Raw genomic sequence first — 21,933 nt, 5'->3', positions numbered from 1 at the left:
TGGCCTAAAAAACTCTATGAATCAGATGTATTCGTGATAGACAGACACCATATCACTTCACACGTTAAGGAGCCGTCCATGACCGACAACATCGAAACCCTGCTCCACGAAGACCGCATCTTCCAGCCCCCGGTCGGGCCGCACCACGCCCGCGCCCATATTAAAAGCCTCGAAGAGTACCGCGCAGTATACAAACGCTCCGTGGAAGACCCCGAAGGCTACTGGGGCGATCGCGCCCGCGAGCTTCTGACCTGGGCCTCCCCCTTCGGCAAGGTCATGGACTGCGATTTCGACAAAGCATCCTTCAAGTGGTTCCAGGGCGGCACGCTCAACGCCGCCTACAACTGCCTGGACCGCCACCTGGACGGCCCCCGCCGCAACAAGGCGGCCATCATCTGGCAGGGCGACCGCCCGGACGACGTGCGCGTGCTCACCTACCAGATGCTGCACGACGAGGTCTGCAAGTTCGCCAACGTCCTGAAAAGCCTGGGCGTGCACAAGGGCGACCGCGTGGCACTGTACCTGGGCATGGTGCCGGAGCTGGCCATCGCCATGCTGGCCTGCGCCCGCATCGGCGCGGCCCACTCCATCGTGTTCGCCGGATTCTCGGCCCACTCCCTGCGCGACCGCATCAACGATTGCCACGCCAAGGTGGTGGTCTGCGGCGACGCCGTGCGCCGCGCCGGCAAGGCCATTGGGCTCAAGCACAACGTGGACGAGGCCCTCAAGGAATGCCCCAGCGTCACCCGCGTGGTGGTGCACAACAGCGCGAACACCCAGATCGACTGGGTGGAGGAGCGCGACATCTGGTGGCACGAGGCCATGGCCGACCCGGACATGCTGGCCCCCTGCCCCCCCGTGCCCATGGACTCCGAGGACGTGCTCTTCATCCTCTACACCTCCGGCTCCACCGGCAAGCCCAAGGGCGTGTTCCACACCACCGGCGGCTACCTGGCCTACGCGGCACACACCACCCAGCTGGTCTTCGACATCCAGGAAGAGGACGTGCACTGGTGTACCGCCGACATCGGCTGGGTCACGGGCCACAGCTACATCGTCTACGGGCCGCTGGCCCTTGGGGCCACGTCGGTGATGTTCGAGGGCGTGCCCACCTGGCCCGGCCCCGACCGTTTCTGGGCCACCGTGGCAAAGTTCAAGGTCAACACCTTCTACACCGCCCCCACGGCCATCCGGGCGCTCATGCGCGAAGGCGTGAAGTGGACCAAGAACCACGATCTCTCCTCGCTTCGCATCCTGGGCAGCGTGGGCGAGCCCATCAACCCCGAGGCCTGGATGTGGTACCACGACAACATCGGCGCGGGGAAACTGCCCATCGTGGACACCTGGTGGCAGACCGAGACCGGCGGCCTCATGATCTCCCCCCTGCCCTACGCCACTCCCTTGAAGCCCGGCTCGGCTTCGCTGCCCCTGCCCGGCATCGTCCCCAAGGTGGTGGACAAGGACGGCAAGGAGGTCTGCTGCGGCCAGGGCGGCTTCCTGGTGATCACCCAGGCCTGGCCCGGCATGCTGCGCGGCGTCTGGGGCGACCAGGAGCGCTACCGCAAGCAGTATTTCGAGGCCTTCCCCGGCGTCTACGAGACCGGCGACGGCGCGCGCATGGACGCTGACGGCTACGTCTGGATCATGGGCCGCGTGGACGACGTGGTGAACGTGTCCGGCCACCGCATGGGCACGGCCGAGATCGAGTCCGCCCTGGTGGCGCACCCGGACGTGGCCGAGGCCGCAGTGGTGGGCATGCCCCACGACATCAAGGGCCAGGCCATCTACGCCTACGTCACCCTGAAGGAGGGCGTGGACGCCTCCGACGAGTTGCTGGCGGCGCTCAAAAAGCACGTGCGTTCGGAAATCGGCCCCATCGCCACCCCCGAGGTCATCCAGTTCGCGCAAGGGTTGCCCAAGACCCGCTCGGGCAAGATCATGCGCCGCATCCTGCGCAAGATCGCCGAGGGCGAGATCGGCCAGTTGGGCGACACTTCCACCCTGGCCGATCCGGGCGTGGTCACGGACCTCATCGAGGGCAAGGACAAGCTCTTCGGGTAGCGGACGCGCGAAGTGAAAAAACGCAGGGCGGCTTCCCCGACAGGAAGCCGCCCTTTACTTTTCTTTGAATGCAAAGCATCGTCGCCCTGCATTCAAGAAAGGATCACGTTGAGGGGGGAGCGATGTCCGCAGGACTCTTCGAAAGGCTTTCCGAAACGCGTCTTACCGTCAAATTCCTCACCATATCGCTCTTCTCCCTGGCTATTTTCGCCGGGTCGCTCTTCGGGGTCATTCTCCCGAAGATGGAGACGGAACTCCTTCACGTGCATCAAGACTCCCTTCGGGCCGTAGTCGGCACCATTGAATCGCTCTTGAAAGAATACGACAGCCAAGTGAAGCGCGGCGACCTGACCCTGGAAGAAGCCCAGAAAAGAGCCGTCCACCGCATCAAGATGCTTCGATACGGTAACAACGATTATTTCTGGATCAACGACCTCACGCTGCCCTACCCGCGCATGGTCATGCACCCCACCGTGCCCGCCCTGGACGGAAAGGTGCTGGACGACCCCAAGTTCTTCTGCGCCACGCACTCCCAAAAGGGAACAGACGGAGAGCTCAATCCCACTCCCGGAGGCAAGGCCAACCTCTTCCAGGCCCTTCTGGAGGCCTCGCAGAACGACGGACGGGGGTTCATCATCTACCGCTGGTTCAAGCCCCTGGCCGGTGGCGGCGTCACCACGGAGCTCTTCCCCAAGCTGTCCTACGGCGTGGTCTTCAAGCCCTGGGGCTGGCTGGTGGGCAGCGGCGTGTACATCGACCACATCGACGCCCGCATCGCCACCCTGCGTGGGCTGGGCTACGCGGTGCTGGCCGCGGTCTTCGTGGTGGGGCTCGCCGTCACCCTGTGGCTGACGCGCGCCTTCGTGGGCCGCCAGGTGGACGCCCTGGTGAATTTCTCGGGCAAGGTGGCCGAGGGCGACCTTGCCGCCCAGGTGCCGCCCGTGTCCTTCAGGGCGGAACTGGGCGCTCTCAAGGCCGCCCTGCTCACCATGGTGGAGCGCCTGCGCCAGTCCATCGCCCTGGCCGAGGAAAAGACCCGCGAGGCGGGGCTCCAGGCCGAGCAGGCCAAGGAGCAGACCCGCCTGGCCGAGCAGGCCTGCCGCATGGCCGAACAGGCCAAGCACGAAGGCGAAATGACCGCCGTGGCCGCCATGGCCGAGGCCGCCGACGGCATGGGCCACGTGTCCCAGGACCTCTCTGGGCTTCTCTCCGAGGCCGTGGACGGCACCGGCCGCCAGAGCCGCCAGGCCCAGGACGCCGCCCGGGACGTGGACCAGGCCGCCCGCGCCCTGACCGGCGTCTCCGGCCTTGCTTCCGGGGCCGCCGGCCTGGCCGGGGAAGCCAGCGCCAAGGCCCAGGCGGGCTCCAAGGTGGTGGAAAGCTCCGCCCAGGCCATCGAGGAGGTCAACACCCAGGCCCTGGCACTGTCCCAGTCCATGCACGAGCTGGGCAAGCAGAGCCAGGCCATCGGGGCCATCCTCACCACTATCGCCGACATCGCCGACCAGACCAACCTGCTGGCCCTGAACGCGGCCATCGAGGCCGCCCGGGCCGGTGAGGCCGGGCGCGGCTTCGCCGTGGTGGCCGACGAGGTGAGAAAGCTCGCCGAAAAGACCATGACCGCCACCCAGGAGGTCTCCAGGTCCGTGGGAGCCATCCAGGAAGGGGCCAAGGGCAACCTGGAACGCATGGAACGCGCCTCCCAGGCCATCGCCAAGGCCACGGGACTGGCCAGGGAGTCCGGCGAGGTGTTCGTCACCATCGTGGACATCGTGGGGCGCTCGGCCGGGCAGACCTCGGCCATCGCCGACAACGCCCGGCGCCAATCCGAAACCATGGACGCGGTGGCCCAGGCCGTGGAATCCATCTCCGCCACCGCCCAGGAGATCGCCAGCAACGCCTCGGAGTCGCTCGAGGCCCTGCGCAGGCTCACCAGCGAACAGGCCCGGCTCGGCGAGGTCATACGGGATTTCGAAGCGGGCGACGGGAACAAGGCGCTGCCTCGGTAGAGAAGAGCAGGAGGAAGATGCTCCGGCGGCCAAAGGGACTTGAGTCCCTTTGGAATCCTTTATAGCTTCGCGTCGATCGATGCGAGGCTGCCTTCTTCACAAATTGACTGGCTCACCAGCCTTTTGGGCGGATGGCACCTGCTTATTGCGCTCAAGAAAGTACGCATGCTTTGCGAGCCTACCGGACAGATATCTTCGAACAGGTTCTTCAAGAAACTTTACGATAACTATCGACGCAATAAAAGTGACAGCTATGGACACCAGGACGAGCACTTCTCTTGGAACGGCGACCCTGTCTCCAAACGAAAACACCGCTCTCCCTACCGGATAATGAAGACAATACACTGGATATGAAATCCAACCCAGAAATCTGGCCAATAGCACCCCCGCCTGTTGCGTGCATCTTGTTGTTGATCCAACCAGCACAAGGCAAGGAGCTACAACTGCCAAGATAAAACACGTGTATAACCCCATGACTTCACTTGGAAACAAAAATACTGCCACAAGAACAAAATACAATGAATAGGAACTTCTGATAAGTCTAGCAACCACATCCCGAAAAACACGACTGCATTGATCATCGCGAGCAATCTGATAAATCAGAATCCCACATGTAAACCCATAAAATACCCGCGGAAACCCACCAATAAACGTATCCATGGTTGGTCCAGACGCGAGATGCAAATAAAAAGGCGCATAATCTGAAAATGACGAGATCAGGCCGCCAACCACAAGCATGGCGTAGCAAGCGACTGTCGATCTTAGAAGAATCTTCCTATCGTATTTCAACAGAGCCACAAAGGCGATGCTGGCCACCATCTCAAAAAACAATGACCACGCCGGAGGGTTCGCCGGGAATATTTCCCCAACAATTGCACCTTTCCCTCCAATGAAACGGATCATTGAGCTGCTAAGAAACGGAATGAACGCAGAATTATATACGAATGACCCGACGACACTTCTATTGGAATAGGTTGAAACGCCGGTCTTCATAAAATAGATCATGGCCGGAACACCAATCAATAGCCCAACAAAAAACATTGGATACAGACGAATTATTCTCTTGCACAAATACTCCCAAACAGACATGCCGTTCAACAGTCGGCGTCCATACGAGTGCGTAATAACGAATCCACTAAGTATGAAGAAAAAATCAACCGCAAGTCCTGCATTGTTAAGTGTGACGAATTTTATATTTTCAATTGTTAAATCAGAATTCGGGAGATAATGAGCAACCATAACCGTTATCGCAGCAATCCCTCGCATTCCATCAAGCACATCATATCGGGTTCGCATTGATCCTGAGTGGTGACTTTCTGACATAATATACTCGCAGTAATTACAATTTAACAGCCTGTTAAATCTAATAATCCTGCCAGTGACACAGAACGGATACAGGCCTGCGCGCAAATCCCGCGAAGCTACTGCCGGGTCCAGGGGGGGGCTTCTCCCCCTGGCGGGTCAAGGGCGGAGCCCGTGCGGGATCCGGGGCATAAGCACCGGCTACTCCTTACTCAGCAAAAATATCCCGTACGAGGCCCGCAGGTTGGGCAACCACTTGAGAACCAGCCCCGTCAAGGTGGACGGTTCGCTCTTGATGGCCACGCGCTCCAGCACGCGGATGCCGTAATGACCGCAGAAACGCGAGAAATCCTTGAAGGTTATCACTCGAATGTTGGGGGTGTCGTGCCAGTCGTAGGGCAGCTCCGGCGTCACCGGGGCCTGGCCCTGGAAGAAGAGCTGGCAGCGGTTGCGCCAGTGGGCGAAGTTGGGGAAGCTGACCACGGCTCGCCGCCCCACCCGGAGGATCTGCTGCAGGAGTTCCAGGGGCTCGGTCACCTGCTGCAGGGTCTGGGAGAGCACCACGAAATCGAAGGCGAAGTCGGGATAATCGCGCACCTCCTCGATCAGGTCCCCCTGCAGGATGGACACGCCCCGGGCGATGCCGGCGGCGGCCTTCTCCTCGTCGCGCTCCACGCCGAAACCGCGCACCTGCTTGGCCTCATGCAGGTACTCGAGCAGCTCCCCCTGGCCGCAGCCCAGGTCCAATACCCGCGAGCCGGGCGCGATCCAGGAGGCGATAAGGTCCAGGTCGTAGCGCATCATCAGATGAGTCCTTTTTCCATGTCGCGGCGCGTGCGCTCCAGGTGGCCGGAGATGAGCCCGGCCAGGCGCGGGCTGTCCAGCAGGAAGGCGTCGTGCCCCCACTGGGCCTCGATCTCGCAGAAACTCACGTCCTTTCCGGCGCGCTTGAGGGCCTGCACCAGCTCGCGGGACTGGTAGGTGGGATAGAGCCAGTCCGAGCTGAAGGACACCACCAGGAAGCGGGTGCTGCCGCGCGAGAAGGCTCGGGTGAGCGAACCCTTGCCGTGTGTGGCTCCCAGGTCGAAATAGTCCGCCGCCCGGGTGATGTAGAGAAAGGAGTTGGCGTCGAAGCGCTCCACGAACTTGCGCCCCTGGTATCGCAGATAGGATTCCACCTGGAAGTCGGCGTCGAAGCTGAAGGAAAAGTCCGCCCGGTCCTGCAGGCCGCGCCCGAACTTGTGGCGCATGGCCTCGTCCGAGAGGTAGGTGATGTGGCCGATCATGCGGGCCACGGCCAGGCCGTGCTCGGGCTTGCCCGAGGCGTAGTAGTCGCCGCCGTTCCAGTCGGGGTCGGCCAGGATGGCCTGGCGGGCCACCTCGTGGAAGGCGATGTGCAGGGCCGAATGCCTGGCGGCGGTGGCCAGGGCGATGGCCGAGGCGGCCATGTCCGGGTAGCGGGCGGCCCACTCCAGCACCTGCATGCCGCCCATGGACCCGCCTATCACGGAGAGCAGGCGCGTGACGCCCAGGTGCTCCAGCAGGACCTTCTGGGCGCGCACCATGTCCCCGATGGTGAGCACGGGAAAGGAGATGCCGTAGGGTTTGCCCGTGGCCGGGTCGATGCTGGCAGGCCCCGTGGAGCCCATGCAGCCGCCCAGCACGTTGGCGCACACCACGAAATATTTGTCCGTGTCGATGCCCTTGCCCGGCCCCACCATGACCTCCCACCAGCCCGGCTTGGGGTCGGAGAGGGAATAGACCCCGGCCGCGTGGGAGTCGCCCGTGAGGGCGTGGCAGACCAGCACGGCGTTGGAGCCGTCGGGGGCCAGCCGGCCGTAGGTCTCGTAGGCCAGGGTCACGGGGCCGATGGACGCCCCGCTCTCCAGGGGAAAGGGCTCGGTTTGGGCGAAGGTGAAGCTTTTCTTCTCAACCAGGCCCTCGCCCGCGTCGTCAAGGGAGTGCTCGGCGTATTCGCTCATGGCTTCACACCGTCAGCGTGGCGTCCAGGCAGGCCACGGCCTTGCCGATCTGCTCGTCCAGAGACTCCAGCAATGACAGGCACGACTCAAGGTTACCCTCGTTGGCCGCCGACTCCATCTCACCGGACAGAACCTGCACCGGCGTGGCGCAGACCACGGCGGACATCCCCTTCAGGGTGTGGGCCGCGGCGGAGGCTCCGGACAGGTCGCCCGCATCCAGGGCCTGCCGGATATTGTCCAGGCTCACGACGGAGTTCTCCCGGTAGAGCGCAAGCAGTTCCGGCAGGAAATCCGTCATGTTCTTGAACCGCTCCCGCTGCAGGGCCGTGTCGAAGGGGTCGTGGCCCGCCTGGTCTGACGCGGCGGCCGTGGCGGAATCCCCGGCGGAAGCCTGCGCGCCGGCGAAACCGGCCACAACCCGGTCGAGCAGGTTCAGGTCCAGGGGCTTGGACAGGTAGGCGTCCATGCCTGCGGCCAGGAAGCGCTCCTCGTCGCCCTTCACGGCGTGGGCCGTGACGGCCACGATGGGAATGCCCGGGTCGTAGCTGGAACCGTCGTGGGCCCGCACCGCCCTGGTGGCCTCCAGCCCATCCATGACGGGCATGGACACGTCCATGAGCACCAGATCGAAGCTCCGGCTGGCCAGGGCATCCAGGGCTTGGCTTCCGTCGGACACGGCCTGGACCTCGTAGCCGCGTTGGCGAAGGAACTCCACGATGAAGCGCTTGTTGAGCTCGTTGTCTTCGGCCAGGAGGATGCTCAGCGGATACGTCCGCTCAGCCTCGGCCCGGGAGACATCCGGCGCGGCCCCAGGAGGCGGTGCGGCACGCTCCAGGGCGATGGTGACGCGATACGAAAAGCCGAGGCCCGCCACGCTTTCCACCCGGATCGATCCGCCGAGCTGCTCCACCAGCACCTTGCACGCGGCCAGTCCGCTTTTGGGGCCGTCCACGGGCGTGACGCATGATTTCCCGGGCACGTCTGGCCAGCCGCGCGGTTCCTTGACGCCGGTGCCGGTCACACTGAACGTGACCGGACAGGTGGCGGCGCTCTGGGCCGGGTCCGGCCAGACCTTGACGGCCACGTGCCCCGCCCCGGCGGACTCCACGGCGGTTTCCGCCATGGTGGCCATGATCCTGCGCAGCTTGCCCACGTCGGAGCGGACATGCCTGGGGGTGTCGGGGTGGATCTCCAACTGCAGCTGAATCCCCTTGCGCTCGGCCGGAGCGGCCATGGTGCGCGTGACGACCCGGGCCGTGCGCCACAGGTCGAAAGTGGTCAATCCTTCACGATGTCTAGCGGGCATGCGGACGTCTCCAGAGCGCAGTAATCCTCAATCAGCCGCCGGGCCGGAAGGAATCCGGCCGCATGACGGACGACTCTCATGTGTTTTTCCACTATTCGTGAAAAAGCACAACAGGGCCACACGGCCGAAGCGACCAGCCGAATTCACGGATGACATCGAATCCCTTTGGGGCTATCCCGAACCCATCCCACCCCAAGGAATTCCTATGCGCAGCAAGCTCATGACCGGCGGGGTCGAGAAGGCCCCCCACCGTTCCCTTCTTCACGCACTCGGGCTCACCCGCGAGGAGATCGACCGCCCCCTGGTGGGCATCGTCAACTCCGCCAACGAGGTCGTTCCCGGACATATCCACCTGGACACCATCGCCACCGCCGCCAAGGCAGGCGTGCGCATGGCCGGAGGAACCCCCATGGAGTTCCCGGTCATCGGCGTGTGCGACGGCCTGGCTATGAACCACGCGGGCATGCGCTTTTCGCTGCCCAGCCGCGAGATCATCGCCGACTCCATCGAGATCATGGCCACGGCGCACCCCTTCGACGCGCTGGTGTTGATCCCCAACTGCGACAAGACCGTGCCGGCCATGCTCATGGCCATGCTCCGGCTGAACATCCCCTCGATCCTCATTTCCGGCGGCCCCATGCTGGCCGGGGCCTCGGCCGGGGGCCCTGTGGACCTCATCAGCGTGTTCGAGGCCGTGGGCAAGGTCAAGCAGGGCCAGATGGACGAATCCGAGCTCGCTGACCTGGAGTGCAAGGCCTGCCCGGGCTGCGGCTCGTGCTCGGGCATGTTCACGGCCAACTCCATGAACTGCCTCTCCGAGTCCATCGGCCTGGCCCTGCCCGGAAACGGCACCGTCCCCGCCGTGACCGCCGACCGCGTGCGCCTGGCCAAGCGCGCGGGCATGCTGGTGATGGACCTGCTGAAAAAGGACATCAAGCCCCGCGACATCGTCACCAAGGCCTCGGTGGCCAACGCCGTGACCATGGACATGGCCCTGGGCTGCTCCACCAACACGGTGCTGCACCTGCCGGCCATCTTCGCCGAGGCCGGGCTGGACCTCACCCTGGACATCTTCGACCAGGTGAGCGCCAAGACCCCCAACCTGTGCAAGCTCTCCCCTGCGGGCCACCATCACATCGAGGACCTGCACCGCGCCGGCGGCATCCCGGCGGTGATGAACGCCCTGGCCTCAAAGGGCCTCATCGACACCTCGGCGCTGACCGTCACCGGCAAGACCGTGGGCGAGAACCTGGCCGAGCTTAAGCCCCGCATCGCGGACCCGGACGTCATCCGCGTGGACACCCCCTATTCGCAGCAGGGCGGCATCGCCGTGCTCAAGGGATCTCTCGCCCCGGACGGCGCGGTGGTGAAGCAGTCGGCCGTGGCCCCGGAGATGATGCAGCGCAGCCTCACGGCCCGGTGCTTCGACTCCGAAGAGGACGCCTACGCGGCCATCCTGGCCGGCGAGATCGTCAAGGGACAGGCCATCATCATCCGCTACGAAGGCCCCCAGGGCGGCCCGGGCATGCGCGAGATGCTCTCGCCCACGGCGGCCATCATGGGCATGGGCCTGGGCTCGGACGTGGCCTTGATCACGGACGGGCGCTTCTCGGGCGGCACGCGCGGCCCGGCCATCGGGCACGTCTCCCCCGAGGCGGCCGAGGGCGGGCCCATCGGGCTGGTGCGCGACGGCGACACCATCGTGATCGACATTCCCGCGCGCAAGCTTGACCTGGCCATCTCCGAGGAGGAGTTCGCCGCCCGCCGCGCGGCCTTCAAGCCTGTGGAAAAGCCCCTGCCCTCCGGACTGCTTCGTCGCTACGCCCGGTCGGTGAAGTCCGCGGCCCAGGGCGCGGCCTACAAGTAGCCCGCTCTCTGCCTCAAACAAGAACGGGGAGCATGCCTGGCATGCTCCCCGTTTTCATTTTCAGAACCGTTCCCGACTCCCGCGAAGCGGTAAAGGATTCCAAAGGAACGAAGTTCCTTTGGCCGCCGGAGGCCTCTTCCTCTTCCCGCCTTTTTCTTATTCGTGGCTGTGCGGCACTTCGCCCAGGGCGTGCACGTGGCGGTGCACGTGGGGGGCCTCGGCGGCTTCGTGCAGGTGCCCGTGCGACAGAACGTAATACCGAGCCGTCACCTGCGTCAGGAAATCCCATTCGTGGGACACGATCAGCAGCGCCAGATCAAGCCCGCAGAGCACCTCGGCCACGCGGGCCTTGCTCGCGGGGTCCAGGCCGGTGGTGGGCTCGTCCAAAAGAAGAGCCTTGGGGCGCATGGCCAGCACCCCGGCCAGGGAGGCCAAGCGCTTCTCGCCGCCGGACAGGCAATGGGTGAGCCGGTCCTCGAACCCGGCCAGCCCCACGGCCGCGAGGCACTGCCCGGCTCTGTCCCTGGCTTCGTCCGGGGCGACGCCCAGATTGAGGGGCCCGAAGGCCACGTCCTCGAGGACGGTCGGGCAGAAGAGTTGGTCGTCTGGGTTCTGGAACAGGTATCCGAGCACCCGGCGGGCCTGGGCGAAGTCGCGCTCCTGGCGGCACTCGCACCCTTCCACGCGCACGCTGCCGGACTTGGGGCGCAGAAGGCCCATGACGGTCTTGAGGAGCGTGGTCTTGCCGCTGCCGGTGTGCCCGGCCAGCCCCACGCGCGCACCGGGAACCATCGAGAGGCTCAGGCCCTGGAGCACCTCACGGCCGTTGTAGCCGCAACACAGATTCTCGATCTCCAACAGACTCACGCAACCTCCAACACGGTTATCCCGGCCACGGCCAGTAGGCCGGCCACGGCGAGGGCGGTGTCCGCTCCGTTCCAGCGGAGCCCGCCCAGGCTCCGGAAGCGTCCATCGAAGCCCCGGCAGACCATGGCCTGATGGATGGCCGTGGAGCGGTCCAGGGCGCGCATGAACAGAAGCGCCAGCATGAGCCCGTAGGTGCGCCAGGCCCGGCGGCTGGTGCCAGGGGTGAAGCCGCGCAGCCTGGCCGAGGTGACCAGGCGGTCCCACTCGTGGCGCATGAGGTCCAGGTAGCGGTAGGTGAGCGAGAGGATCAGGCAGAGCTTGTCCGGCACGCCCAGCGCCGAGAGCGCCGAACCGAGCCGGGGAGGCGAGAGCGGGCGCACCAGGCCCCAGAACACCAGGAAGATGGCGTTGCCCTTGGCGGCCATGTGCAGGGCCAGCAGGAGCCCCTGGCGGGTGAAGGGCACGCGACCCAGCATGACGAGGGCGTCGCCGGGCACGGCCAGGGGGACCGTGACCAGGATGCCCGCGAAGAAGACGTTCACCAGGGCCAGGCGCCTGACTAGGCGGCCCCACTGCCGGTCGCCGAGCGCCAACGCCGCGATCCCGCAAGCGAGGCCCAGATACGCCGCAGGCCAGCCGTGGCACACGGCCACCGCCACCGAGACGCACAGCGCGCAGAGGAGGCGGGAACGGGCGTCGAGGCCGCTCACAAAAGCTCCGGGCGCATGCGCTTGAGGAATCCCAGTATGACCATGGTGATGGCCCCCTCGATGCCCATGAGGGCCAGATGCGCCCAGAAGAACAGGTTCGCGAACACGGACAGGGCGTCGCCCGAGAGCACCAGGGAGAGATAGAGCAGGACCAGGCTGCCCAGGATGGCCAGCGCCCCGCAGGCGAAGGACGCGGCGGTGAACACCACCCCGGACTTCTTGAGAAACGGGCGCACGGCCAGCCCGCAGACCACGGCGGGCAGCCCCATGACCACTGCGTTGACGCCAAGCACGGTGAGCCCGCCAAACTGGAAGAGCAGCGCCTGCAGGAGAAGCCCCACGAAGATGGCCGGGAACGCGGCCCAGCCGAGCATGGCCCCCATGAGGCCGGAAAGGATCAGGTGGATGCTTGTGGGCCCGATGGGCAGATGGATCAGGCTCGCGGCGAAGAAGGCGGAGGACAGGATGCCCGTGCGCACCAGGGCTTCGCCGTCCAGCTTCCTGATGCCCACGGCCACTCCGGCCGCGGCCAACACCGCGCCCCCGGCAAGCACCGGGGCGGAGAGCACTCCTTCGGAAATATGCATCGCTTAACGCCTGCGGATCTTTCGCCCCGAGAGCTGAGCGCCCACGAAGAGGTTTAATGTCAGGCTCACGCCAAGCACGCCAGCAGTAAGGCGCGGGTTGCCTTCCCTACCCTGTCCTGAGGCAGGGGAGGATGCGCCCACCACTCACACACGAAACATGTAATCGTGTTACTGGCCACCCGTCAACACCCTTTTCCGTTGACATCAATGCAACCAAGTTGCATCTCACGCCCAGACACATTCCCCGGAGGATGGCATGAAACGCACACACGCGGGATCTTCCGCGCTCGCAGCCCTGCTGCTGGCGCTGGCCCTGGCGCTCGGGGCCGCCCCGGCCCTGGCCGCTCCGCTGCCGGTGATGGTGAGCGTGGCGCCCCAGAAATATCTCGTGGAGAGACTCGCCGGCCCCCTGGCCGAGGTGAGCGTCATGGTCCAGCCCGGAGCCGACGCCCACTCCTTCGAGCCCAAGCCCAGCCAGATGGTCCAGGCGGCCAAGGCCCGGCTCTACCTGGCCCAGGGCGTGGAGTTCGAGCAGACCTGGCTGCCCAAGCTGGCCAAGACCAACTCCGGCCTCACGGTGGCCGACACCCTGGCGGGCATCGAACTCATGCCCATGGACGAACACCACGAGGACCACGACGGCAAACCGCACGAGCACTCCGAGAAGGAGATGGACGTGCACACCTGGACCTCTCCGTCCCTGGCCAAGGTGCAGGCCGTGAATATCGCCCGGGCGCTGACCCAGGCCGACCCGGCCAACGCGGGCGCCTACGCCGCCAACCTGGCCGCGCTCCAGGCCGAGATCGACGCGCTCGACGCCCGGATCCGCAAGATCCTGGAGGGCGTCCCCGCCGGGAGCGAATTCATCGTGTTCCATCCGGCCTGGGCCTATTTCGCCCGCGACTACGGCCTCAAGGAGCAGGCCATCGAGTCCGGCGGGAAGGAACCCGGTCCGCGCAAGCTCAAGGAACTGGTGGAGCACGCCAAGGCGTCCAAGGCCAGGGTGGTGTTCGTGCAGCCGCAGTTTTCGCGCAAGTCCGCCCAGACCGTGGCCGAGGCCATCGGAGCCAAGCTGGTGGAAGCCGACGATCTGGCCCCGGACTGGTCCGCCAATCTGCTAGCGGTAGCCAACTCCCTGGCGGATGCGCTAAGGAAGTAGACCCGGGCGCGAACCCGACCGGCCACGAGGACCCATGAACGAATCCGCCATCGAACTCTCGGGCGTCAGCTACGGCTACGACGTCTCCCCCGCCCTCCAGGACGTGAGCCTTCACGTGCCCAAGGGCGAATACCTGGCCGTGCTCGGCCCCAACGGGGGCGGCAAGACCACCCTTCTCAAGCTGCTGCTGGGGCTCATCCAGCCGTCCTCCGGCACGGTCAGGGTGCTGGGCGGGGAGCCGTCCCGGGCCTCGGGCCGGGTGGGCTACATGCCGCAGTTCACGGCCAGCGGCCGGGCCTTTCCCATAAGCGTGCTGCAGACCGTGCTCATGGGCAGGCTCACGCAGCGCTCCTACTGGCCCTGGTGGCCCAAGGCCGACCGGGACAAGGCCCTGGAATGCCTTGCGCGCGTGGGCGCGGCGCATCTGGCGGACAAGGCCCTGGGCGACCTCTCGGGCGGACAGCGCCAGCGGGTGTTCATCGCCCGCGCCCTGGCCTGCGGCCCGGAGCTGCTCCTTCTGGACGAGCCCACCGCGAGCGTCGATCCCGAAGGCAGGGCTTCGCTCCAGGAGCTTCTGGGCGAGCTGGCCAAGAGCCTCACCGTGGTGCTCGTGAGCCACGACATCTCGGTGATCTCGCGCCATGTCACAAGCGTGGTCTGCGTCAACCGCACCGTGCACTTCCATCCCCGCCCGGAGATTACCCCCGAGATGTTCGGCATGATGTACCAGTGCGGCCCCCATGGCTGCCCGGTGGAGCTCATCGCCCACGGCATTCCCCACAGGATTCTTCCGCGCCACGAGGTGAAGCCGTGATGGACATCCTCTCCTTCGACTTCATGCGCCACGCCATCCTGGCGGGACTGCTGGCCAGCATCGCCTGCGGAGTCATCGGCAGCCTGGTGGTGGTGAACCGGGTGGTGTTCGTGGCGGGCGGCATCTCCCACGCGGCATACGGCGGCGTGGGGCTGGCCTTTTTCCTGGGCCTTCCCGTGCTGCCCGTGACCATCGCCTTCAGCCTGGGCGTGTCGGCCATCATGGCCACGGTGACCTTCGGACGCAGGGAGCGCGCCGACACCGTGGTCGGCGTCCTGTGGGCCGCGGGCATGGCCTTCGGCATCATCCTCATGGACCTGACCCACGGCTACAACGTGGACCTCATGAGCTTTTTGTTCGGGTCCATCCTGGCCGTGCCCTCCTCCGACCTGCTGCTCATGGCGGGCCTGGACGCCCTGCTGCTGGCGGCCGCAACCCTCTACTACCGGGGCTTCATGGCCATGAGCTTCGACCCGGAATTCGCCGGGCTGCGCGGCGTGCCGGTCAAGTTCCTGCACTTCGCCATGCTGGCCATGATCGCGGCCTCGGTGGTCATGATCATCCGCGTGGTGGGGCTTATCCTGGTGATCGCGCTTTTGACCATCCCGCCCTATCTGGCCGAGCGGCGCTGCCGGTCGCTGGGGGGGATGATGCTCTCGTCGGCGGGCTATTCGGCGGCGTTCTGCATGGCCGGGCTGGCCCTGTCCTACGCCTTCGACCTGACCAGCGGGGCCAGCATCATCGCCGTGGCCACGCTGTGGTTCTTCCTGGACCACCTGCTGGGCAAGAGGAGGGCCGCCTGATGTGCTCGCACTGCGACCCCAGGGCGCTTCTTGAGGCAAGCGCCCTCAAGGCCACGCCCCAGCGGGTGCGGGTGCTGGAGGCGGTTCTGGGAGCGCCGGAAGCCCTGGCCGCGCCCGCGCTGCTGGCCAGGCTCCGGGAAGAGGAGCCCATGGACAAGGTCACGCTCTACCGCGCCCTGGACGCCTTGACCGAACACGGCATCATCACCCGCCACGAGGCCGGGGACGGGTCGCTGCGCTACTGCGCGGCCGGGCCGGGACATCCGGACCACCACCACTTCTACTGCCTGCGCTGCCGCAGGCTTCTGTGCCTTAAGCCCGACGCCGTGACGGTGGGGGCGGACATCGCGGGGGTGGAGCACGTCAGCGTGCGCCTGGACGGCACCTGTCCCCAGTGCCGGGGGTGAAGCGGATCGGACTGGCCGCCGAGGCTACCGAAGGTACAAGGCGGCAGCAAGGCGCTGGATGCATGGCGTGCGTGAGCGGCGGGACGGCTCCTGCTCGGCGGCGCCGCCGGGGAGCGTCCGCTCGCCCTAAATGAATCTGAGCTGCAGGTAGATGCGCGTGCCGCCGTCCTGGAGGGACATGTCCAGGGGCAGCTTGGTCTTTTCGACGCTGTAGGTTTCCAACGATTTCACTTTGATTTCTGTGAGTTCCTTCTTGCCGATCTTGATTTCCTTCTTGCCGCCGCCGATTTTGAAGACGATCTTGCTCCCGCCGTTATACCAGAAGTAATACGAACGCTGCTGCGTGAAGAAATACTCCGGTGTCAGGTCGATGACGTCGCGCTCGTATTTTTTCTTGAAGGTCATGTCCAGGCGGTAGATGTCCTGGGCCACGGCGACGATGGACTGGCCGGCCATGAAGTAGCGGCCGGAGGATTCGGGGGTTTCGGTGCGTATGTCGGCGTAGCCGCCCTGGATGACGAAATCCAGGGACTTGGGGGTGGTGGCGGCTTCGCCCTTGAAGAAGTCAACCAGGCTGGAGGCGTTGGCGTCCTGGGGGGCGGCGGCTTCCTGACGGGCGGCCTTTTTGGCTGCCACGGCCGGAAACGCAACAAGCAGAAGCATCAGGAAAAAGAAGGCGGTGCGCCTGAAGGATTTCATGTGCGGCCTCGCTTGGGCGGATCAGGTTTGACGATGCATAGGCAGAATCCCGACGTGATGCAACGTCCGGGCTGTGCGCATGCATGCGGCGGGCCAGATTCACCGGTTCTCGCTCGCCGCCTCCACCTCGGACAGCCTTCCTGCGTAGTGGTCGCTGTGCAGGCGCAGGTGCGCGTAGTAATCGGAAATGAGGAATTCCAGCGTTTGCGGGCCGTCCGGACGTATCCAGGCGTTGCCAAGCGCCTGCTCCGGGGTGTTTTCGGCCAGGTGCAGCAGAAAGGCGTTGTAGCTCGACCACAGGGTGGCGAGGATCAGGAAGTCGCAACGGTCGTAGTTCTGCGCCTCGACCCATTGCTGCGCCTCGTAGCCCGGAAAGCCTTCCAGGTCGCCCAGCCGCAGCCGGGCGAATCGCTGATGGTTGTTGGCCGCCGAGTCGATGAGGTGGCCCGTGATTTCCGCCAGGGTCCAGGCGTCCGGCGAAACACGGACATGCGCCGCCTCGGCGTCCGTCCGGTCCAGAAGTTCCTCAAACGCCGCCACCGCGTCGCGCGCGCTGTCGAGGTCGATCATGCAGTCCTCCGATAATGGGTTCCCGCTCTCTCAACTCGCACATCCTTACGGGATAGCGTCATGAACCTCAATTCCTACGCCGCCTTCCCGGGCGCGGCCTCGGGCTCCAGGCTGAGGATGCCGGTGTCGTCCTCGTAGGCCAGCACCGTGGCGTAGCGGCCCCAGGTGACGGCGGTCTCCAGCTGCTTTTCGGCCTCGTGGGGCGGGAATTCCAGCTCCAGGGCCATCTGGACCACGTCCCACTTGAGCTGCTGCCTGTCCGACTTGCGCAGCAGCGCCAGCATCCACTGGAAGAACGGCAGCCTGCGGATGCGGCTGGCGAAGATCTCCTTGCGCGCGGCGATGGAGGCCTCGGCGAAGGTCTCGCCCAGGGTGGTCAGGGCGATGTCGCCCTTGCTGACCACGGCCAGGCCCAGGATTTCCGCAGTCTCCACCAGGGGCAGCACGTCATCGACCTCCATTTGGAACTCGTCGGCCAGGCGGTAGATGTCGGCGGTGTTGCCGGGGCTTAAGTCGATGTGCTCCACCAGGCCGAAGAGGTCGGGGAGCACGATGTGCGGCAGCGGGCGGGTCTTGCCGGGCGCGCCGGGGGCGGAGCCGTGCTCGTCGGCCTCGGGCAGGGTCTGGCCGGCCAGGATGGCGAAGACCTTGTCCACGATTTCCAAGAATTCCTTTGACTTGCGGTTTCTCGGATGGGGCAGGTCCACGGCCAGTTCAGCCACCACGCGCCCGGGCTCCTTTTCCATGAGCACGATGCGGTCGGACATGAACACGGCCTCCTCGATGTTGTGGGAGACCATGAGCAGACTCTTGGTGGGGATGGCCCCCGTGGTCCAGAGTTCCAGGAGTTCGCCGCGCAGGGCCTCGGCCGAGAGGGGGTCCAGGGCGGAGAAGGGCTCGTCCAGGCACAGAAGCTCCGGCTCGATGGACAGGGCGCGAGCGAAACCCACCTTCTGGCGCATGCCGCCGGAAAGCTCGCGCGGGTAGGCGGTCTCGAAGCCCTCCAGGCCCACGCGGTGGAGCATGTCCAGAGCGCGGCGGGCGCGCTGCTTGGGAGTGACGCCGCGCGCCTTGAGGGCCACCTCGACGTTCTCCTGCACGGTGAGCCAGGGATAGAGGGCGAAGCTCTGGAAGATGATGGACGAACGGGGGTTCACGCCGTTGAGCGCTTCGCCCCGGTAGAGCACCTCGCCGGAGGTGGGCTTCTGCAGGCCGGTGATGATGCGCAGAAGCGTGGACTTGCCGCAGCCGGAGGGGCCGAGCAGCGAGACGAACTCGCCCTCGCCGATGTCCAGCTCCACGTCGGAGATGGCGGTGAACTGCCGGTCGCCGATGCCGTAAATCTGGGAAACCTTCTTGAGATGCTGGAGAACTTCGCGCATGGCCTACTCCATCACATAGCGTTCGGCGGCAAGCCTGTAGAGCCTGCGCCAGAAGAAGCGGTTGAACCCGACCACGGTGCCCACCATGACCAGGGTGGCGGCCAGCAGCAGGGGGTAGTCCCCGGCAGCTGTGGCCTGGGCGATGATGGAGCCCAGGCCCGTGGTGGTGACGTAATCCCCGCCGAAGAGGACGTACTCGGCCACGATGGAGGCGTTCCAGGCACCGCCGGTGGCGGTGATGGCCCCGGTGATGCAGTAGGGGAAGAGCGCGGGCAGGTAGAGGGTCTTCCAGCGCTCCCATCCCTCGATCTTGAGGATGGCGCTCATGCTGATGAGTTCCTGCGGGATGGCCGAGGCCCCGGCCATGATGTTGAAGAGCAGGTACCAGATGGTTCCCATGAGCATGAGGAACACCGAGGCTCCGGCCAGCCCGCCCGGCAGCTTGAGAAGCACCAGCAGCACCACCGGAAAGAGCGCCGTGGACGGAATGGAGGCCAGCACCTGCACCACGGGCAGCAGCAGGTTGGACATGCGCTTGTTGAGCCCGATGCCCAGGCCCAGCGGCAGCGTGATGGCCAGGGCGATGATGAGCGCGGCCCAGACCCTGGCCAGGGTGGCCAAAAGCCCGAGGCCGATCTCCATCCACTTGTCCGGCCCCACCTGTGTGAGCATGCCCACGGCCTGGAAGGCCCCGTAGCCGCCTCCGGCCAGCACGGCCAGGGTGAAGAGCCGCATGCCCCAGCCGCGCCCGGCGGCAGCGTCGCCCTCCACGGGCTTGAGCTTGAGGAACAAGGAGTCCAGGAACTCCAGGACCGGCTCCAGGCATTTCTCGAATATCCAGCCGATGAGGCGCGAGGCGCGCATGGAATCCAGGAACCAGGATGTGGCGGGCTCCTCGCTCTCCTGCATCTGGAGCTTGAAGCGCTCCGACCAGGCCAGGAGCGGCCGCCACACGAAGGTGTCCAGGCAGATGATCACGGCCAAGAGCGTGCCCACGCCCCAGGAGATGGCCTTGAGGTCGCCCTTGGAGGCGGCCTCCTGCAGGTAGGCACCGAGCCCGGGCAGGCGGAAGTCCTTCTGGCCCACGGTGAACATCTCCGATGCCATGAGGAAGAACCAGCCCCCGGCCCAGCTCATCATGGAGTTCCACAGAAGGCCGATGGCCGCGAACGGCAGCTCCAGCACGCGAAAACGCATCCACTTGTTGAAGCGGAAGATGCTGGCGGCCTCCTGAAGCTCTTTGGGGATGGTGGTGAGCGACTGGTACCAGGCGAAGGTCATGTTCCAGGCCTGGGAGGTGAATATGAGCACGACCGAGGAAAGCTCCACGGCCAGGGTCAGGGGCAGGACGGCGGCCAGGCTCAGGATGACCACGGGCAAGAACGACAGGATGGGCACGCTCTGGAGGATGTCCAGGATGGGCATGAGCACCACCTGGGCCTGCTTGTTGCGCGCGGCCGCCGTGCCGTAGAAGAAGGTGAACAGAAGCGAGAGCACATAGGCCGCGAACATCCGTCCCACGGACAGGAGCGCGTACCAGGGCAGGCTCGACGGGTCGGTGGTGATGGCCGGACCGTCCACCACCTCCGGGGACTGGGCGGCCAGGCGCACGCCCGTGTACGCCAGCACGAATAGCGCCAGGAGAACGAGCCCGTCGGCGGCGGCGAGGCCCTTTCTGGCCGGTATGGACGGTTGGAATACGCGCACGAAAAAAATCCCCCTTTCCGAGGCCCTGCCCCGCTACCCCCAGGATAGGCAAAAATCAAGCGCTGCGCCCCATTGTGACCCAAATGTCATCCTGGGTGCGACCCTCATGGGCGGTTCGGCAGACGGCATTGCCCGGGCACGAGGGGGGTTGCGCGGGTGGGTCCGGACACGATCCCGGCACCGGCCGCGCGGGCCAGCCCCCGGACAAGCCCGGTGAACAGGGCCAGATGGGGCAGGAACATGGCGTACCAGTACGCCAGGCCCGCAAGCCCCCTGGGCTGGAACCGGGCCAGCAGGGTGAACCGGGCGCGTCCGCCGGGCGAGGGCGCGAGCGTCAGCGTAAGCGCCGCCTCGCCGGGGGACTTCATGGCCGCCAGCAGGGTCAGCCGGCTCGGCGGGGAAGACTCCCACACGCGCCAGCAGTCCAGGGAGTCGCCCGTCAGCAGGCACTGCGGATCGCGCCGGCCGGGCCCGAGACCCGCGCCGCCGAGCAGGCGGTCGATCCCGCCGCGCAGCTTCCAGAGGATGTTGGCGAAATACCAGCCGCGCTCCCCGCCGATGGATTCCACGGCGGGCCAGACTTTTTCGGGTGGGGCGTCGAAAACGGCCTCGTAGCCGATCTCGTACACCGGCCCTCCGGCGTAGGGGGCGTCGCCGCAGACCAGCCACTCCGGGGGGAGCACAAGCCCGGCGTCGGCCCAGCATGTGGGGACGAGCCGGTCCTTGAGCTCACGCCGGGCGGCCTGAAAGGTCTCGCGGCAGCTCTGCAGAGGCAGGGGAATGATATCCCGGATGCGCGTGTCGCGGCAGACTACCTCGTTTCGAAGCCCCTCGATGAGCGGCCCGGCAACCGAAGGCGGCACGGGCGTGACGAAGCGCACCCACAGGGCGGACAGGGCGGTGCTCAGGAAGGGAACGGGGATGATGAGGCGCTTTTTCAGCCCGGCCACCTCGGCGTAGAGGTGGAACAGGTCCTCATAGGTGAGGATGTCCGGCCCGCCGATGTCGTAGGTCTGCCCGACGGTCTCGGGGTGCTCCAGGCATCCGGCCAGATAGTCGAGCACGTCGCGGATGGAGATGGGTTGGCAGCGGGTGTGCACCCAGCGCGGGGTGAGCATCACGGGCAGGCGCTCCACCAGCGAGCGTAGGATCTCGTAGGAGGCGCTGCCCGCGCCCAGGATGGCCGCCGCGCGCAGAAAGGTCACCGGCACAGGCCCCGAGGCCAGGGCCTTGGCGGTTTCCAGGCGGGAGCGCAGATGGTGGGAGAGGTCGGCGCGCTCGTCGCCGAGGCCGCCCAGGTAGATGATGCGCGAAACGCCCGCCTCGGCGCAGGCCGTAGCGAAGGCGCGGGCGGATTCCACGTCGGAGGAGGCGAAATCCTTTCCGGCCGAACCCATGGAGTGAACCAGGTAATAGGCCGCCCGGCAGCCCTGAAGGGCCGTGCGCAGGCTTTCTAAGTCGCGCACGTCGGCCCGGGCCAGTTCGCAGGCCGGATGGGAGGCGAAGGGGCGGCAGGCGAGTTTGTCCAGGGAGCGGGCCACGGCGCGCACGCGCACGCCCCGCGCCAGCAGCAGGGGGACCAGCCTGCCCCCGACGTATCCGGTGGCCCCGGTCACAAGGATGGGAGCGTTTTCGGGATGATCGGTCGTCATCGTATCCACCTGCTCCGGTTGATACGACACCCTGAATTTGCTGGCAAAG

Annotated in this window: 19 protein-coding genes; 7 read left to right on the top strand and 12 right to left on the bottom strand. The window is 65.8% G+C overall.

Going from position 1 to position 21,933, the window contains the following annotated elements; all coding sequences use genetic code 11:
* Positions 1 to 78: 78 nt before the first annotated feature.
* Positions 79 to 2,061, top strand: coding sequence for an acetate--CoA ligase (acs, locus tag ML540_RS13215; RefSeq protein WP_243361876.1), 1,983 nt, complete (start codon positions 79 to 81; stop codon positions 2,059 to 2,061).
* Positions 2,062 to 2,183: 122 nt separating this feature from the next.
* Positions 2,184 to 4,070, top strand: a complete 1,887-nt coding sequence (locus ML540_RS13210) for a methyl-accepting chemotaxis protein (RefSeq protein WP_243361874.1) — start codon at positions 2,184 to 2,186, stop codon at positions 4,068 to 4,070.
* A 96-nt stretch (positions 4,071 to 4,166) separates the two neighbouring features.
* Here ML540_RS13210 and ML540_RS13205 read toward each other — a convergent pair whose 3' ends face one another.
* The 4 genes from ML540_RS13205 to ML540_RS13190 all read right to left on the bottom strand — a co-directional run bounded on the left by ML540_RS13205 (position 4,167) and on the right by ML540_RS13190 (position 8,660).
* Entirely contained in the window at positions 4,167 to 5,393 is a 1,227-nt protein-coding gene (locus tag ML540_RS13205) for an acyltransferase family protein (protein WP_243361872.1), read from the bottom strand.
* Between the two features lie 180 nt (positions 5,394 to 5,573).
* On the bottom strand, positions 5,574 to 6,173 hold the full coding sequence (gene metW / locus ML540_RS13200) for a methionine biosynthesis protein MetW (RefSeq protein WP_243362742.1): 600 nt from the start codon (positions 6,171 to 6,173) through the stop codon (positions 5,574 to 5,576).
* A gap of 2 nt (positions 6,174 to 6,175) precedes the next feature.
* Entirely contained in the window at positions 6,176 to 7,354 is a 1,179-nt protein-coding gene (metX, locus tag ML540_RS13195; RefSeq protein ID WP_243361870.1) for a homoserine O-acetyltransferase MetX, read from the bottom strand.
* A gap of 4 nt (positions 7,355 to 7,358) precedes the next feature.
* On the bottom strand, positions 7,359 to 8,660 hold the full coding sequence (locus ML540_RS13190) for a response regulator (protein ID WP_243361868.1): 1,302 nt from the start codon (positions 8,658 to 8,660) through the stop codon (positions 7,359 to 7,361).
* Positions 8,661 to 8,865: 205 nt separating this feature from the next.
* Here ML540_RS13190 and ilvD point away from each other — a divergent pair, with 205 nt between their 5' ends.
* Entirely contained in the window at positions 8,866 to 10,527 is a 1,662-nt protein-coding gene (gene ilvD, locus ML540_RS13185; RefSeq protein WP_243361867.1) for a dihydroxy-acid dehydratase, read from the top strand.
* Positions 10,528 to 10,683: 156 nt separating this feature from the next.
* Here ilvD and ML540_RS13180 read toward each other — a convergent pair whose 3' ends face one another.
* Genes ML540_RS13180 through cbiM form a run of 3 tightly spaced genes read right to left on the bottom strand, consistent with a single transcriptional unit; the run spans position 10,684 to position 12,691 of the window.
* Positions 10,684 to 11,394, bottom strand: a complete 711-nt coding sequence (locus tag ML540_RS13180; protein WP_243361865.1) for an energy-coupling factor ABC transporter ATP-binding protein — start codon at positions 11,392 to 11,394, stop codon at positions 10,684 to 10,686.
* Positions 11,391 to 12,104, bottom strand: a complete 714-nt coding sequence (gene cbiQ, locus ML540_RS13175) for a cobalt ECF transporter T component CbiQ (protein WP_243361863.1) — start codon at positions 12,102 to 12,104, stop codon at positions 11,391 to 11,393. Before cbiQ ends, ML540_RS13180 begins: the two co-directional genes overlap by 4 nt.
* Positions 12,101 to 12,691: a cobalt transporter CbiM gene (gene cbiM, locus ML540_RS13170; RefSeq protein WP_243361861.1), complete on the bottom strand. Its 591-nt coding sequence runs from the start codon at positions 12,689 to 12,691 to the stop codon at positions 12,101 to 12,103. The genes cbiQ and cbiM overlap by 4 nt, the downstream gene beginning before the upstream one ends.
* A gap of 256 nt (positions 12,692 to 12,947) precedes the next feature.
* Here cbiM and ML540_RS13165 point away from each other — a divergent pair, with 256 nt between their 5' ends.
* From ML540_RS13165 to ML540_RS13150, 4 genes are read left to right on the top strand one after another with little or no spacing between them, the layout of a single operon-like run.
* Positions 12,948 to 13,850, top strand: a complete 903-nt coding sequence (locus ML540_RS13165; protein WP_243361860.1) for a metal ABC transporter solute-binding protein, Zn/Mn family — start codon at positions 12,948 to 12,950, stop codon at positions 13,848 to 13,850.
* A gap of 34 nt (positions 13,851 to 13,884) precedes the next feature.
* On the top strand, positions 13,885 to 14,664 hold the full coding sequence (locus ML540_RS13160; protein WP_243361858.1) for a metal ABC transporter ATP-binding protein: 780 nt from the start codon (positions 13,885 to 13,887) through the stop codon (positions 14,662 to 14,664).
* Positions 14,661 to 15,467, top strand: a complete 807-nt coding sequence (locus ML540_RS13155; RefSeq protein ID WP_243361856.1) for a metal ABC transporter permease — start codon at positions 14,661 to 14,663, stop codon at positions 15,465 to 15,467. The genes ML540_RS13160 and ML540_RS13155 overlap by 4 nt, the downstream gene beginning before the upstream one ends.
* Positions 15,467 to 15,874, top strand: a complete 408-nt coding sequence (locus tag ML540_RS13150; protein ID WP_243361854.1) for a Fur family transcriptional regulator — start codon at positions 15,467 to 15,469, stop codon at positions 15,872 to 15,874. The genes ML540_RS13155 and ML540_RS13150 overlap by 1 nt, the downstream gene beginning before the upstream one ends.
* Before the next feature lie 126 nt (positions 15,875 to 16,000).
* Here ML540_RS13150 and ML540_RS13145 read toward each other — a convergent pair whose 3' ends face one another.
* The 5 genes from ML540_RS13145 to ML540_RS13125 form a co-directional block, all read right to left on the bottom strand.
* Entirely contained in the window at positions 16,001 to 16,573 is a 573-nt protein-coding gene (locus ML540_RS13145) for a hypothetical protein (RefSeq protein WP_243361852.1), read from the bottom strand.
* Between the two features lie 99 nt (positions 16,574 to 16,672).
* Positions 16,673 to 17,143, bottom strand: coding sequence for a DinB family protein (locus ML540_RS13140; RefSeq protein WP_243361850.1), 471 nt, complete (start codon positions 17,141 to 17,143; stop codon positions 16,673 to 16,675).
* A gap of 74 nt (positions 17,144 to 17,217) precedes the next feature.
* On the bottom strand, positions 17,218 to 18,525 hold the full coding sequence (locus ML540_RS13135; protein ID WP_243361849.1) for an ABC transporter ATP-binding protein: 1,308 nt from the start codon (positions 18,523 to 18,525) through the stop codon (positions 17,218 to 17,220).
* Positions 18,526 to 18,528: 3 nt separating this feature from the next.
* A complete protein-coding gene (locus tag ML540_RS13130) occupies positions 18,529 to 20,232 on the bottom strand; it encodes an ABC transporter permease (protein WP_243361846.1) in 1,704 nt (567 codons plus the stop codon).
* Between the two features lie 104 nt (positions 20,233 to 20,336).
* The gene (locus ML540_RS13125) at positions 20,337 to 21,884 is read right to left on the bottom strand and encodes an SDR family oxidoreductase (RefSeq protein WP_243361844.1); all 1,548 of its coding nucleotides are present in this window, start codon (positions 21,882 to 21,884) and stop codon (positions 20,337 to 20,339) included.
* Positions 21,885 to 21,933 lie beyond the last annotated feature (49 nt).

Origin of the sequence: Fundidesulfovibrio terrae (assembly GCF_022808915.1) — a bacterium.
In the GTDB taxonomy this organism is placed as follows: domain Bacteria; phylum Desulfobacterota; class Desulfovibrionia; order Desulfovibrionales; family Desulfovibrionaceae; genus Fundidesulfovibrio; species Fundidesulfovibrio terrae.
This window is presented reverse-complemented; position numbering and strand designations above follow the sequence as displayed.